This window comes from Sorangium sp. So ce119 (assembly GCF_051524405.1).
GTDB classification, from domain to species: domain Bacteria; phylum Myxococcota_A; class Polyangia; order Polyangiales; family Polyangiaceae; genus Sorangium; species Sorangium cellulosum_G.
Genome location: NZ_CP150310.1, coordinates 4,857,316 through 4,872,465 on the forward strand (window position 1 = coordinate 4,857,316; position 15,150 = coordinate 4,872,465).

A 15,150-nucleotide genomic window follows, 5' to 3' on the forward strand; every position below is an offset into this window, starting at 1 on the left:
GCTCCAGAGGACAGGGTTGTTGTCGGCGGGCGGCGCGATCACTCCTCGCCCGCGGCGGCGCGCGCGCGGCGGGCGTCGACCTCGTCGCGGCCGCGCGCGGCCTCGGCGAGCACCGCGGTGACGGGGCTCGCGGCGCTCAGCCCGAGGACCGGATCGACGACGCGCCCTTCGCGGTCGACGCCGAAGGCGCCGATGCTGCGGTACGCGCCGGGCCGCTCCCTGTCGGGCACGACGAACAGGAGGACCTTGTCCCCCTTCGCGGGCCTCAGCGCGGGGCGGCCGTCGCGCTGCCCCTCGACGACGTTCGCCACCCGGCCCTCGGCGTCGATCTCGGAGGTCCGCGCCCGGAGGATCGCCCGGAAGCGGGCCGGCAGCGCGGCGCCCCCTGCGCCGGTCACGCCCTCGACGAGCGCGACCTCGGCGCTCGACTCCTCGATCGCCGCGCCGGCGGCGAAGCGACCGGCCCCGTTCACGCGCCGCGCCTGCTCCGGGGCGGCCTCGCGGACCTCGACCAGGGCGACGGACCAGCCCCACTCGAACGCCCGTGTGGCCGAGTCGAAGAGCGCGCCGGACCGCGCGGGCCGCAGCGCGTGCGCCGGCCCGCGGGCGTGCTCCTCCTCGACCTCGACGGGGTTCGCCGCGGCGAGGGCGCGCGCTTCCTCGGCGGTGCGCGCGGTGGCGACGGGGCGCGCGCCCGCGTCCTCCGGCTCGGGGGGCGCGTCCGTCGTGCACGCGCCGAGCAGCAGCGCGAGCGAGGGCACGAGAAGGGCGGTCATCCAGCGCGCTCCGGTCGTCCCGGAGCACGCCAGTCCCATGTTCGATCGGTGTTTCATGAGCAGCTCTCGACCTCGGGGTTGTCGTCGCGTGCGCGACGCGACGGGTTGCGGCCTCGCGCGGCGCCGGGGAGCGGAGCGGACGACTCCGTGGCTCCGGATCTCACCAGCGCGCGCCAGCCGTGTCGGACGCTGAGCACCGCGCGTGCCAGCCGCCTCAGCCGCGCATCGCCGCGGCGTTCAGACCTGTTGCGAGAGGCCGAGTCGGCGCCGCCGCGAGGTCGTGTCGCCCGTCAGGCGACTCGAGCGCTCAGCGCTGCGACGCGCGGGCGACAGCGCTCATCGCTCGTCGGTCCCGGCGCGCGCCGCGGGCGTGATCACGAGGCCGCTCCGGGAACACCCCGCTGTCCACTCGTCGAGCCGCAGCAGCTCTCCGCCCTGGAACCGCTCCTGTCCTCTCGCGCCCTGCACCCGCGCGGGCGCGGCGTGCAGCACCAGGGCGACCTGGACCGCGGGGCTCGGCGAGGGCCGGGCGGCGATCGTCGCCTCGAGCGCGCGCGCCGCGCGGACGAGCCGGGCCCGGGCGGCGCGGCCCCCCTCCGGATCGCGGGGGAGCGTCGTCGCCCCGACCAGCACGCCGCCGCCGTCGACGACCGTGACGAGCCCCGCGTCGACCGCGGCGCGCCGGGCCATCGCGAGGACGGCCTCGGCGTCGTCGAACGCCGCCGCGTCGAGCTCGTCCGCCGCGTCGAGGCTCACGCCCACGTGCAGCGCCGCGGCGTCGCTCACCGCAGCCTCCTCCCGCGCCGCGAGCGGCGCCGCGCGGAGGTCGGCGAGGAGCGCGTCCACGCCCGGGTAGCGCGCGTCCGGCGACTTCTGGAGGCAGCGCGCGAGCGCGGCGTCCACGGCCGGCGGCACGGCCACGAGGTCGCCCGCCCGCGGCGGCGGGGCGAAGAGCTGGAGCTCCTCGAGCTCGACCAGGTTGTCCGCCTGGAACGCGGGCTGCCCGGTGAGCAGCTCGTACAAGAGCAGGCCGAGCGCGTAGACGTCGGTCCGCGCGTCCACGGGGCGTCCGGCGATCTGCTCGGGGGCCATGCTGCCCGGCGTCCCGAGCACGCTGCTCTGCGTGAAGATCGGCGCGCGGCCGAGCCGCTCGGGCTCGAGCAGCTTGGCGATCCCGAAGTCGAGGAGCCGCGTCGTGAACCACCCGCCCCGCGGGATCGCCATGATGTTCTGCGCCTTGACGTCGCGGTGGACGATCCCGAGCGCGTGCGCGGCGGAGAGCGCGCCGCCGACCTCCTCGACGACGGCGAGCGCCTCCGCGACCGAGAGCGCGCCGCGGGCGCGGAGCTCTTGCCGGAGCGTGCGGCCCTCGAGCCACTCCATCGCGATGTAGGGCCTGCCGTCGGGCAGGTCGCCAGCGCCGAGGATCTCGACGATGTGCGGGTGGGCGAGGCGCCGGAGGGCGGCGGCCTCCTGCTGAAATCGCTCGAGGATCCGCGAGCTTGCGGCGAGGCGCCGCCGGAGGACCTTGAGCGCGACGGGGCGCCCCGTCGCGAGCTGCGTGGCCAGGTAGACCACCGCGAAGCCGCCGTGGCTCCGCGCCTCCTCGACGAGGAAATCGCCGGCGAGGGTGCCGGGGGCGAGGTCGTCGGAGGCGCTCGGGTCCTCGTCGGCGAGGGTGCCGGTGGGGTCGTGAGGCCTCGTGGTCGCTGCCATGGTGTGACGGAGCCCCCTCACACCGCAGCCCCACGGGGCTCCCGTGGGGCTCCTCGCGGCCCGGCGCCGCCGAGCTCGCGCAGAAAGCGCACGAGCTCGACGCGCGAGCGGAGGCCGAGCTTTCGCCGGGCCGAGGCGAGGTGCGACGCGACGCGCGAGGCCGAGAGGCCAAGCGCATAGGCTATCCACTTGTCCGAGTGCCCGAACGCCGCGAAGTGAACCACCTGCCGCTCGCGCTCGGTGAGCGCGCGCGGGTCGCGGCACGCCGGCTCGTTCTCGACGGCAACGAAATAGCGCCGGCCGTCGCGCTCGAAGTGCTCGAGCAGCGACCAGCGGCCCGAGACGAGCGCCGGCCACAGATCGAGGCGCTCGTCGGGGTCGGACCGGCGGCCGCGCGCGCGATCGATGGCCCACGCGGCCTCCCGCAGCGAGCCGAGCGCCTGCCGCGCGGGCCCGGTCGCGTGCTGTACGCGGCCGCCCGCCTCGACGACGGCCTCCGCGCTTGTCGCGTCGATGGCGCCCGCCCCGCCGAGCGAGCGGCGCAGCCGGACCGCCGAGTGCAGGTGCGCCACGAGCCGCTGCCAGCGCCGCAGCTCGCGACGGGGCGGCGGGCGAGACGTTCGGCGGAACGCCCCGAACATCACCCCCGAGCCATCCGGCTCGAACGCGCTCACTTGCAGAAAGTCGGCCGGCCGGGCGCCCCCGCAGTACTCGAAGAGCCGTTCGACGTGCCCCGCGGTTTCCCGCTCGCCGAACAGCTCGACAAAGCGGCGCCTCATCGACGTGCAGCCGCTGAAGCGCAGCGAGGTGTGCACCAGCGTGGGCCCGTGGGCCGCGAACATCGCGGGCAGCACCTGCCGCTGGTCGCGCGCCGTGTCGATGCTGCAGACGTCGAGCATGCGCGGCCGTTCGGGGTCCGAGGCGTCGTAGCACATCGCGAGCGTACCCATGCCGTCGTCGAAGTACTCCTTGGCCCCCCGCGCGAGCGCGTCGAGCCACGCGGCCGTTGAGAGCTCGACGCGGTACGCTTGCTCCACCCACCCGATGGCATCCATGGAAGGCCCCTCCGGTCGGGCGCCGTGATGGCCCGGGCGGACCTCGGCGCGCTTCGCAAGGAGCCTGCCGCACCGGGCCGCCCGCCTCAAGCGTCGGCGCGCGCTCGAGCGTCGGCGCCGTGAACGACCGCCGCGAGCTCGGCCCGCGACCCGACCTTGAGCTTGCGGTAGGCGGAGGCGAGCTGGTTGGCGACCGTGCGCGCCGAGACCCCCCGCCGGGCGGCGATCTGCGCGTTGCTCTCGCCCGCGAGGGCATGGCGCACGACCGCCCGCTCTGCCTCGGAGAGGCCGCCCAGGGGCGACGGCGCCTCCGTGACCCGGAAGCTGACGATCACGAGCTTGCACCCGCCGACGATCGCGCGAGACACCTTCACGTCGCGGTCGCGCCGCTCACCGTCCCTTGCCCCCCGCGCGCACATCGCCCGAAAGGATCTCATCCGACCACGCAGGCGTCAAGAGATCCGCCGTCGGTACGCTGTTCCGCCGATCTGGCCCTGCGCATCACGGCACCACGAACCTCACATGGAAATGATCGTGGTGACGGATCAGCTTCCCCTTCTTGTCGCGAGCAATCCTGGTACCCCGCAGGTGCGTGTCATCCGAGAAGATGTACCGCACGCGAAGCCCGCTCTCCGTCAGGATGATGTCGATCAGCTCCTGAGTCCTGGCGCGATTGTAGGTGCGGTCGGTGATCGTGCCTCGACCATCGGGCCTGTCGTCGTGTACGTAGCGAATGTCCACATCAACGCCCTCTCGATGCGACAGATGCCCGAATTCGCCTCCCCCGCTCTGACTGATGTCTCCGACGAAGAATTTCGGGCCATCGGGATGTCGCGCTGCCCACAGGCGCCCCACCTTCTCGATCGCATCGATCACCTGCTGACGCGCAAACTGTCTGGCCTCACGCTGATACGTCCCGTAGCCCACCCCGTTGCGCGGCAAGGGTGTATTCACCTCCGGGTGACGCTCTCGAGGCGGTCGGCTCGGGCGCACATCCTTCGGCTTCGCGGTCGCGGTCGTGGTCGCGGTGGTCGGCGGGAGCTCGGACGGCTTCCAGTCGAGCGCGAAGCCTCGCTGACGAGCCCATCGTTCAATCGCGCGCTCGGTGGGTACTTCCTCCTTGTAGGATGTCGCCCGGTCGTTCTCGCGCAACCGGGCGCCGTCCGTGCCGCGGACGGCGTACCCGGCGAAAGTGGCAGGAGCAGGCATGATGTCGGCCTCCGACAGATGTGGACACGACGGACCGGGGATCCAACCGGTGCGGGTTAGTCGCCCTCGAGAACTCGCTTGGACACCTGCGACCAGATCCTGTCGAGTCGATCGATCTCGCTCAGGATGTGCTTGCGATCGCCCGGCACCACCCGCTCGGTCTGGTCGTCGAGACGCTGTTTGAGCGCCCGCTTCGCTGCGTCGATCTCGCCATCGAGCGCGTTCGCTGCCCGTCGAGCTGTGAGGAGGAGGGGGTGCCGCGGTTCATTCGCACCGACCCGCTCGTAAGAATCCATGAGGTCCTCGATCCGCTCCTTCGACGCTGCCGCGCGATCGACGGCATCGCGCGCTGCCGCGAGATCGGGGTGCTCGCGCCGAAACGTCGACTCGTCCGGCCTCGTGGACGGCTCCGGCTTCCACCTTCGCTGGTACCAATGGCCCTGGGGATTCACCCAGAAAACATGCCCTGCGTGCGCGTATCCGCGCGCGCGCAACATGCCAGGTGCAGCGTCGCCGTATCCAGCCGCGCGCTGCTGGCGTGGGACGAACCCTGCGCCGGCGAGCTCCACGAAGCGCGACGCGAAGAGAGGTCCGTAGTCCTCCGCCATCGTCTTCAACACCTTCTCGCGATCGCTGTCGCGCAGCTTCCGCCATGCACGATGAGCGGCCGCTGGATCCCGCCCCAGCTCGGTGAGCCCCGCCGCGGTCGGGCGCCTCGGGGCTGACTTGATGCCGGCGCCCGCGGCGAGGCGAGCATCCGTCCCACGATCGGACGTGCCCCGCTGCGGGGCGGGCGCAGCCCCCGCCCTCTGCTCGTCGTCAGGTGTCGACACCGACGTTCGCTCCGCCGCGGACCTCGATGCGCTTCTCAATGTCCGGATCCTCGAACTCGCCCGCGAGGAGACGCGCGGCGAGCCTCAAGTTCTCGATCTCGCCGTGCCGCACGTCGGACTGCACCTTCTTCACATCGAGCGCCCGGTGCGCCCGCTTGAACGGCTCCATCACGGGATGGACGCCAGGCAGCGCCTCGATGTACAGCGAATCGGTCGGGACCACGACGAGCTCGCTCTCGCGGCGGTGGCTCGCCTTTCGCTGCTTCAGCTCGGCGAGCAGGCGCTCACGGTTCCGCTCGACGAAGCCGGGATCGAGCTGCTGCAAGCAGCACAGGTGCTCGAGGATCTCGTCGCTCGACAGCGACGAGAACCCGTCGGGGTCACGAAGACCGCCGGACTCTGGATCGATGTAGTCCTGCATCATGTAGAGGTGCAGATAGCTCGGCTCCTTCGCAGGGAAGATCATGTAGTTCCCCTTGTAACCGAGGAGGTTGTCGAGGTCCGCGACTTCAGAGAGCTTGCGGTAGATCTTTTCATAGTACGCGGTCCCGCTCGCGCCGTTTGCGATCGGGAGCGAGGCGTCGAGCCAGTAGCCGCCGCTCGACGAGGGAGTCGCTGTAGCGCTGAGCGTGAGGCCATTCCCGCTCGCCGCGACGATCCACGGCACACTGACGTTGTAGAGCCGGAAGTATCGTTGATCCGTGGGTTCATGGTCCCAGATCGCCTGCATGTAGTACAGGATGTTCTGCTTCACGTGGATGCGAAGCGAGGAGATCGCAAGCGCGTGATCGAAGTGCCCCCGGAGCGCCTCTACATACTTGTCGACCGCCTCTTGAAGCGCGGTGACCTCCCGGGTGAGCCGCGCGGAGATCTGCGACGCGGCCTGGTCTGCGCGCTCGAGCGCCATCTTGGCGATCTCCTCCCGCTTCTCCGCGGCCTCGTCGTCGCCCGTGCCCGCGGCGAGCGCGAACGGCCCGAGGAACATCGCCATCGCGATGTTCTGCATCTTCTCGGCGTCGGCGGGCGACCTCGCCTGCTGGACGAGCGCGCGTAGCTCCTCGAACGCCCCTTCTGCGAGCTTCGTCTTGGCCGCGACCTGGCGCGTCACCTGCTCGACGAGCGCGATCTGCCGTTCGACGCTGCCGCGCATCGCCTCGAGCGCGAGCTGGTCTCCGGCGATGCTGCTCGTGAGGTACTCCAGCGCTGGACGCAGCGCCTCGTCGAGCAGCACGCGCTGCAGGATCCAGCGATGGGCGATGAGCCAATCTTCGTCGACTTCATCCGGCTTCGGCACGTCGTTCGCCACGAGCACCACCGGTGTCAGTCGATGCAGCAGCTCGCTGATCTCGTACTGCCGCTGGAGCTCGTAGAACAGGTACGTGACGGTGATCTCGTCGTTGGGGTTCGAGACCTCCCCCGACGTGACCGCCTCGACCTCCTCCGAGGTCGACGTCTGCACCTCGGTCGTGTGCTTCCGCCGGAACTCGTCCGCTGCCTTCAGCACGGCCTCGCGGAAGTTCTTCTTGGTGTCGGACGACGCCTTCTCGGCGTCGACCCCGAAGCGGGTGCCGAAGCTCCCTTCGAAGATGCCGACGTTGATCGTGCCCTTCGCGGTGGTCTCGAAGGCGGTCTTCTCGCGAGCCTGCCGCACGATCTCCGCGTCGGCTCGGGAGGTGCTGTTGCGCTCGGTGCGGCTCGACTGCTCGCGGTCCTCGAGCTCCCGCTCGGACCTGGTCTTCTTGACGACACGCTTGGTCGAATACCGACGGACCTCCTTGGGAGCGAGCGGGATCGTGGACACCAGCGAGCCCACTTGATAGTCCCTGGGAACCCACTTCTGACGGTACGTCAGCATGACGCCGAGGTTCACCGAGTCGCGCGCGAAGACGTCGAAGCGATACGGCTCGGCGAGCCGCTGATCGAGCTCCCGGAACAGCTCGTCGAGGCGGCTGTTCCCCGTATCGGCGCCCTCGGCGCGAGGGCGGCCGTCAGGGTTCGCGGTCACGCGCGGCGGCGGCCCATCCTTCCTCGGGGGCGCGCGGTGGTTGTGGCTCGCCGAGACGATCTGACGCGCCTCGTCGCGGAGCTCCCGCATCCTGTTCGCGTCGTTGCGACGGCTGTCGCCCAGCGTCGCCGCCGCTTCGAGCTGGTCGGCGAGATCCTCGTAGGCGAGACCTGCATACTCGTCGGCCATCGCGATCAGCTTCGCGCGCGACGATGGATCCACGCCCCCCCAATCCGTCTCGGTGAGCTCTGGCAGCATCCCCTTCACGCGCTCGGGGACCGGGAGAGGTACCCGCGCCTCCTTGTCGCTCTCGCGGAGCATCGTCTGCAGGGAACGGAACTCCTGGTACAGGCGCTTCATGTCGTCGACGCTCTCGACCTGCGGCAGCGTGAGCTCCCCCGACGCCTTCGAAGAGAACTTCACCATCTCGGCGTACACGTCTCGGAAGAGCTGTGGGATCTTGTCGTCGAACGCTTCGCTCCACAGATGCTCAAAGGCGATCTGGAGCTCGTGAAAGTCGTGATACGCCGTCACGTCGCTCGGCGCCGGGCGCGCGATCGTCGCGGTGATCTTGTTGTCCTGCTGGACGCCGTACTGGAGCTCGACCTCGGGCGCCGTCACGTGGGCGAGCTGTCGCGCGAGATGCTCGCGCACGATCCTCGACGAGTCGATCGGAGCTGCGTCCGGTCCGGCCACCGATGGTGCCGGATCCGGTGAAGGCGCCGCCGTACATCGGGTGAGAGCCGCTTCGAACTCGCGCGTGGCCTTTCGCTCGGCACACGCGATCTCGAGCCACGACCGAGAACGCTCCATCGAGCCGCCCGTCACGAAGCGGCGGAGCAGCTCGACGACGCGCGCGAAGGGGACGTCGGCCGTCACGGCGCCGTTCGGGTCGGGCAGCATGCCCCAGTTGCGGAGGGCCGCCGGGTCGACGACCTTGATGCGCATCGTCCGCGATATGGATGCATCAAGCCGCTCGGGGATGTCCTTCATCCGCTGCTCAACAGCCCGGTCGAGCTTCTCCGCGACCGACGCGCGGTGCGAGACGTAGCTCGATCCGGCGCGCGTCGAGGGCGCGAACCGGGAGAGTGAAAAACGCTCGAGCGCCGCGGTCGCGGTCTTCCTGGGCTCGACGGCGCGATGGTACGCCCGTGCGATATGCCGTTCCGTCGACTGGCGCACCGCGGTCTGGAGCGCGTGCGCGTGCTCGAGAGCCGCATCGACGGACTCGGCGCGACGCTCGTGCGCGACGCCGTGAACGCCCGCGGCCGTGAGCTGCTCGACGCCTACGCGCAGGATGACAGCCTCTTTCCTCGCGGCGCCGAGGATCTTCGTCGCAGCGAGGACGCTCCCCTGTAGGTTGCTTGCCTGCAGACCTTCCTGACCGAGCACGAGGACGAGCAAGTCTGGTCCCCGGCACGGAGCCGAGGGAGCGCACGCATGATCGTGGAATTGCAGCGCGAAGCGGCCATCAGGGCCGGTGAGCACGGAGCCGAGCCTGCGACCGGGTACGTCGGAGATGCCGTGCTCGGCGGTGCGCTGCAGGCAGGCGAAAGAGGCCCCCCACGCCGCGTCGCGCCGATCGATCTCGAACAAGACGACCGGTAGGCTCGACACGCCCCCGCCCGTCTCTCGCGCGATCACCTTACCTGTGACGGCGTATCCACGCTCGTTCATGTGTATTTCCCTCGTGGTCCGATGCGTCGGTGGACCTGGGTGAGCTTCTCGCCGATACCTCGCAGCACGCCGCCCCGCGAGGCCATCGGGAGCGAGCCCTTTCGGCGTTCGTCGCCGCGCGCCTGATCCGCTGCGCGCCATGGTCGGCGCGCTTGTCGGTCAGCCGCTCACCTAGTTAGATCGCGCCCGGCTCGTTCCGCCATGGTCATTTCCCCCGGCCTCATCGTGCGCGCCCCGGCCCGCGGCCGGACGGCTCGGCGAGCCGAGGGAGCTCGCCGCAGATGGAGGCGAGGCGCGAGCCTCCTCGCACGGCGCGCGCCGCGGCGCCCGACGAGCGACTCACCGCCTGGCGGGCGGCGGCGGCGGCGGCGCCGTGCGCTGGCGCTGCGCCTCGGGAGGCCGGGGCACCGTCGCGCCCGACTGCTGCGGGGGACCGCGCCGGGCGATTCCGCTCTTGATTTGCTCGAGCGCGGCGTCGCTGAACTGCACGAGGGCGTCCCGTCGGCTCAGGAACACGGTGAGGGGGTGGGACCATGTCCTGGAGCCGACCTTGCAGCTCTGGTACGTATCATCCGTCGTGGAGCACTTCGTGCTCGCCCACACCGGGATCGAGAACGGACCGAGAGGCGGTGTCGTGCTGCTCGCGGTGATCGGCGACGTCGTGCCGGTCGTGGAGCCGCTCCGGCCGCCCACGTTCATCTCGGGCGAGGGCTCGCACGTGCCCTGGTAAACGGCGATGCACCCCGGATTCGAGCTGTGGCTCGCCCTCGGCAACACACCGAGGGAATTACGCCCGCAGACGCGCGTCTGCATGTAGATGTCCGGCGGGACGTCGAGGCTCAACGGATGAACGGCCCGGTTCGAGCCGCCGCAGGCATAGGCCTGCTTGTAGACGACCGTATCTTCCTTGAGCGGCGGCCTGTCCACGACGGTGCGCCCTGCATCGGACTGGAGCTTCACCTCCGCAGACGGCTCCAGCTCGCCCGGAAGGAAGAGGTTGCCGAAGAAGGCGCCCTCCCGCCACGGGAATTTTCCCCGCTCGGGATCTACCGGGCCGGGCGTGATCGCCGGATCGCCGCGGAGCGAGATGCCGAGGGAGACCCCCTCTGCGTTGTTCCTGGCGAGCAGGCAGGCAGAGACGACCTCCTGGCACGCCTCGCTGGGCGCGTTCGTGGCCCAGTCGCGGCAGAGCCCCAGGCTGCCTGACCACGAGCCGGGGTCGGCGACGATGGCTGCGTCGGCGTCCTTCATGGCCTTCCGAGGATCGGTCAGCGGAGACATCGGTTTGCGAGCCGCCTCGTCCTGCGCTGCCCTGGCGCTCCGGTCTTCCTTCGTCGGCGACCACGTGACCGGCGGCTGATCGCCGCCCAGCGCGCACTCCACCAGGGTCGCCATCACCTCGCGGGCGCGCGGATCGAGCAGCGCGCGATGGAGCGGCCCCTTCTCGAAGGACGCCTTGTTGAGCGGCGAGGTGATGAGCGCGCTCAGGCTCTCCTTGTTCGTCGTGAGCATGTTGGCGCCGAGCACATCGCGCTTCACGCGGTTGGCCGTCACCTGGAGCGGCAGCTTGTGCAAGATGGGGATCGTCGCGCTGCGCGCGGCGGAGGCGCCGGCGGCGAGCGCGACGACAAACAGCGAGGAGACCCCGAGGCGAGCGATTCGTCGGTTCATGGTCGTGCCTTTCGACAGGGAGCAGGAGCGTCGCCACCCAGAGCATATCGCGCGCCAACCCGTCGAGCGCCGGCGACGCGCGGATCCTGAATGCCGGCAGCGGCGGGTGTCGCCGCGCAAGCCACGGCGGGCCGAGCGGCTGTCGCCGCGCCGGCGACAGCCCCGCGCCGCCGTAGCCCGCGCGGCGCTCACGACATCGGATCTCCGGCGAGGCGCTGCTCGAGATCGGCGAGCCTCCTTTCCCAGAAGCGGGAGCCGGCGGCCTGCGTCGTCGCCCGGTCGAGCCAGCGGCGCGCTTCCTCGGGGCGGTCGGCGCGGAGCGCGGCGGCCGCGGCGAAGCACAGCACCTCGATCTCCTCGCTGATGAGCGCGGCGCTCCGCGTCTCGGCCACGAGCGCTTCCCACGGCGCGACCTCCCCGTCGTCGCCCTCGACGAGCCGCTCGCAGAGGCGCACCAGGACCCGCGTGACCGGCGGCGCGGCGCCGAGATCGCAATGGCGCCGCACCCAGTCGAGGTGGCGCCGCCCGTCGTCGAGCGCGCCGCGCGCGCAGTGGATCCGCGCGACGAGCAGGGCATAGTCCGGCAAGGGGCTCGCCTGGAAGAACCGCATCTGGAGCTCCCAGGCGCGCACCGCGAGCGGCAGCGCCTCCTCCAGCTCGCCACCCCAGTAGAGCAGCTCGGCCAGGTTGTGGGCCGGTCCGCGCTCGAGATACGCGTTGCCGAGCTCGCGGGCCAGGGCGACGGCCGTCCGCATGTCGCCCACCGCGCCGTCCCGATCGCCCCGCAGGATGCGCAGCCCGAGGCGGTTCATGAGCGCGGCGCCGAGGTGCAGCCGGTCGCCCACGCGGGCGCACAGGGCCGTGATTTCCTCGAACCGGGCCTCCGCCTCGTCGAGGCGACCGGTGTACACGAGCGCGGGCCCGAGCATGAGCAGGGCGATCACGTGGCTCTCGTGGTCGCCGAGCGCCTCGGCGCGCCGGGCCGCCGGCGCGAGGCACGCGATCGCCTCGTCGAGGCGCTGGCAGCGGTAGTGCCCGCGCCCCACCGCGATCGCGCAGCGCGCCGAGAGCCCGGCGTCCCCGAGCCGCGCCACGAGCGGCCGCGCCAGATCCATGAGCGCCCGGGAGCCGGCGAAGTCGTCGCACCAGTCGAGGATCGTCGCCTCCTCGAGCAGCAGATCGGCGACCATCGCGCCGTCCGCGGCCGCCTCCGCGAGCGCCCGCGCGGCGCGGAGGTCGCCGGCCGCGTCGTCGAAGCGCTGGATCCGGTAGCGAACCTTCCCCCGGCCGGCCAGCATGGCGGCCCGGCTCACGGGGCGCGCTGGCGCCGGCGCAATCGCCGCGGGCGCGGGCTCGACCTCCGCGCGCGTGGGATCGGACGTTGCGAGCGCCGGCTCGAGCGCCGCGAGCGCGGCGGTGTAGTGCCGCTCCGCGTCGACATAGAGGTGGCGCCGGCGGGCGTCCTCGGCGAGCTCGAAGCAGGCCGCCGCTGCCTCGGCGTGCGCGCCGGCCGCCGCCGCGTGGCGCGCGATCTGCGCGAGCCGGGCGGGGCGCTCCGCGGGCGCCGCGAGCAGGCGGCGGAGGACGATCGCGTGCAGCCGCCGCCGCAGCGCCGCGGGCACCTCCGCCTCGATCGCCTCGCGGAGGAGCGGGTGCGCGAACGCGAGCCGCTCGCCGTCCGCGGCGCGCAGCAGGCCGCGGCGGGCGAGCCGCGACAGGCCGACGCCCGGATCGAGGTCCCGGCACGCGGCGACGGCGCCCTCGGCCGCCGCCGCGTCGACGAGGCCTCCGAGCTCGTCGATCGCGAGCGCGTCGCCCGCGACAGCGCACACCTCCGCGAGCTCCGCGAGCGGCGGCGGCAGGCCGGCGAGCGCGCGCCGCGCGAGGCGGCTCATGATCGGCGCCGCCTCGCCGCGCGCGATCACGTCGCCGGCGAGGTACCACCCCGGGCCGCCGCGGACCTTCCGGATGGCGCCCGCCTGCCGGAGCGCGGCGGCGAGCTCGACAAGGAAGAGCGGGACCGCCTGCGCGGCGTCGAGCAGACCCGCGACGACCGGCTCCGGCACGAACTCGACCGGGTACAGCCGGTCGAGGAGCAGCGCGCGGGCGGCGCCCGGGTCGAGCGGGGGGAGCGCCCGCTGGAGGGCGCGCGCGGCCCGCTCGCCGTGGCTCGGCCGCATCGCGGACAGCGCCGGGGTCGCCGCCACGAGGACGGCGAGCGGCGCGCGGGCGCCCGAGAGGGTCGCGATCTCGAGGGCGTCGAGGCCGGCCTGATCGCCCTGGTGCGCGTCGTCGACGATCAGCGCGAGCGGGCGCTCCCGCGCGAGCCGCTGGAGCGCCTCGCCGGCGGCCCGCGCCAGCGTCTGGCGGAGCGCTCCCGGCGCGGCGAGCACCGCGGCGACGGCGGGCTCGGTCTCGGGGAGGGCGTCGAGCGCGTGGGCGACCGCCGGCCACGCGGCGAGGCCGACCTCGGGGCCGAGCCGCGCGACGCACGCCTCGCGGACCGCGGGCGCGCCCGCGCCGGGCGCGAGGGCGAGGGAGGCGCGGAGCAGCGCGCGGACGAGCCCCGCCGGCTCGGCGACGTCGGGCGGCCTCGCGGCGACGGCGATCGCCTGGGCGTCCGGCTCGGCCGAGAGCGCCGCGGCGACGGCCTCGCAGACGCGCGTCTTGCCGTGGCCGACCTCGCCGAGCAGGGTGAGCAGGAGCGGCGCGCCGTCGCGCCACGCGTCGCGCGCCTGCGCGACGAGCTCGGCGACGAGCTCGTCGCGCCCCCGGAGCGGCATATCGGCCGCCGGGGTCTCCGGCGGGGCCGAGCCCGCGCCGACGCCTTCGTCGGCGGCCTCGTCGAGGAGGGCGGCCGCCTCCGCGGTGACGGCCACCGGGGCCGCCGCGCCGGGGGGCCAGAAGGTCGCGGGCCGGGCGAGCGCGGGGCCCGCGAAGACCATCCCGGCCGCGCCCTCGCGCACCTGAAGCTCGGCGACGTGCACCGCGACCGAGGTCACGTGGTCCGGCGCGGCCACGAGCCGCCGGGCGGCCGCGAGGGCGGCGCGGGCGCGCGGGCGGGCCGCCCCGGGAAAGGCGATGACGTAGATCCCGTCCTGCACCCTGGCGAGCCGCCCGCCGAAGGAGGCGGCGATGCCGACGACCTGGTCCATGGGCGCGGCGGAGCGGACCGCGAGGAGCGCCACGGGGCTGCGCTGCGGCGGGGCGGGATCGCGCCGCTGTTCGACCCTCCGCGCGGGCGGAGAGGCCACGATGCCCGCGAGCGCCGCCCGGAGGGCCCCGGAGAAGGCGCGCGCCGACCCGAAGCGTTCCACCCGCGCCTTGGCCAGGGCGCGCAGCAGGACCTCGTCGATGCCTCGCGGGACGGGCGCGAGCTCCGACGGCCGCGGCGGGCGCTGGGAGACGTGCGCGTGAACGACCGCCGACGCGTCTCCCACGAAGGGCGGACGTCCCGTGAGCAGCTCGAACGCGATGACGCCGAGCGAATACAGGTCCGCACGGGCGTCGACGTCGCGCGCGTCGAGGCACTGCTCCGGAGCCATGTACACCACACTGCCGAGCCGGAGCCCCGTATGCGTGGGCTGCCCCCCCTCCCCCGTCGCGCCGTTCTCCTCCTCCATCCGCGCGAGCCCGAGATCGAGGAGGGCGACCTCCCACGCCGGCGCCTCCGCCGGCCGGACCATCACGTTCTCCGGCTTGAGATCCCGGTGCACGACGCCGGCCGCATGGATCCGGTCGACGGCGGCGCCAAGCGCGTCGACGAGCCGCGCGGCGTCGGCCGGCGCGGCCGCGCCCGCGCCGGGGAGCGCCGCCATCCACCGCGCCAGCGTCTCGCCCTCGAGCAGCTCGAGGACGAGGTACGGAAAGCCTCCTTCGACCTCGCCCTCGGCGAGCAGCCGCGGCACCGCGGGCGGGCCGATCCGCCGGAGCGCGGCTGCCTCGCGCGAGAAGCGCGGATCGCCTCGGTCGCGCGCGATCTTGAGCGCCACCGCGAGGCCGTCCTCGCGCCGCGAGGCCGCGAACACGCGGGCGAAGCCGCCCTCGTCGAGGAGGCGGAGCCCATCGAACCCCGTCACGCGCGGCGCGCCATGCGCCGCGACCACCTCGGCGGTGGCCGCAGCGCCGCCGTGGAGCGGGCACCTCGCGGCGGCGACGATCCGGCGATGACAGAGCGAGCAGCGCATCGACGGGGAGTTGCCTCTCGG

The 15,150-nt window shown here is 73.0% G+C and carries 9 protein-coding genes; all 9 read right to left on the reverse strand.

Annotation, left to right across the window (positions count from 1 at the left end):
- Positions 1–38: 38 nt before the first annotated feature.
- Positions 39–776, reverse strand: coding sequence for a hypothetical protein (locus WME76_RS18275; RefSeq protein ID WP_437961371.1), 738 nt, complete (start codon positions 774–776; stop codon positions 39–41).
- Between the two features lie 336 nt (positions 777–1,112).
- Entirely contained in the window at positions 1,113–2,492 is a 1,380-nt protein-coding gene (locus WME76_RS18280; protein WP_437961372.1) for a serine/threonine-protein kinase, read from the reverse strand.
- A gap of 17 nt (positions 2,493–2,509) precedes the next feature.
- Positions 2,510–3,547 carry a response regulator transcription factor gene (locus WME76_RS18285; protein WP_437961373.1) on the reverse strand — a complete coding sequence of 346 codons (1,038 nt, stop codon included), beginning with the start codon at positions 3,545–3,547 and terminating at the stop codon, positions 2,510–2,512.
- Positions 3,548–3,633: 86 nt separating this feature from the next.
- On the reverse strand, positions 3,634–3,921 hold the full coding sequence (locus tag WME76_RS18290) for a response regulator transcription factor (RefSeq protein ID WP_437961374.1): 288 nt from the start codon (positions 3,919–3,921) through the stop codon (positions 3,634–3,636).
- Positions 3,922–4,048: 127 nt separating this feature from the next.
- Positions 4,049–4,756, reverse strand: a complete 708-nt coding sequence (locus WME76_RS18295; RefSeq protein WP_437961375.1) for a penicillin-insensitive murein endopeptidase — start codon at positions 4,754–4,756, stop codon at positions 4,049–4,051.
- Positions 4,757–4,812: 56 nt separating this feature from the next.
- Positions 4,813–5,364 (reverse strand): hypothetical protein, encoded by a 552-nt coding sequence (locus WME76_RS18300; protein ID WP_437961376.1) that lies wholly within the window; start codon positions 5,362–5,364, stop codon positions 4,813–4,815.
- 211 nt (positions 5,365–5,575) lie between these two features.
- Positions 5,576–9,412 carry a hypothetical protein gene (locus WME76_RS18305; protein ID WP_437961377.1) on the reverse strand — a complete coding sequence of 1,279 codons (3,837 nt, stop codon included), beginning with the start codon at positions 9,410–9,412 and terminating at the stop codon, positions 5,576–5,578.
- A 198-nt stretch (positions 9,413–9,610) separates the two neighbouring features.
- Entirely contained in the window at positions 9,611–10,942 is a 1,332-nt protein-coding gene (locus tag WME76_RS18310) for a hypothetical protein (RefSeq protein WP_437961378.1), read from the reverse strand.
- Positions 10,943–11,130: 188 nt separating this feature from the next.
- Positions 11,131–15,129, reverse strand: coding sequence for a serine/threonine-protein kinase (locus WME76_RS18315; RefSeq protein WP_437961379.1), 3,999 nt, complete (start codon positions 15,127–15,129; stop codon positions 11,131–11,133).
- Between the last annotated feature and the right edge of the window lie 21 nt (positions 15,130–15,150).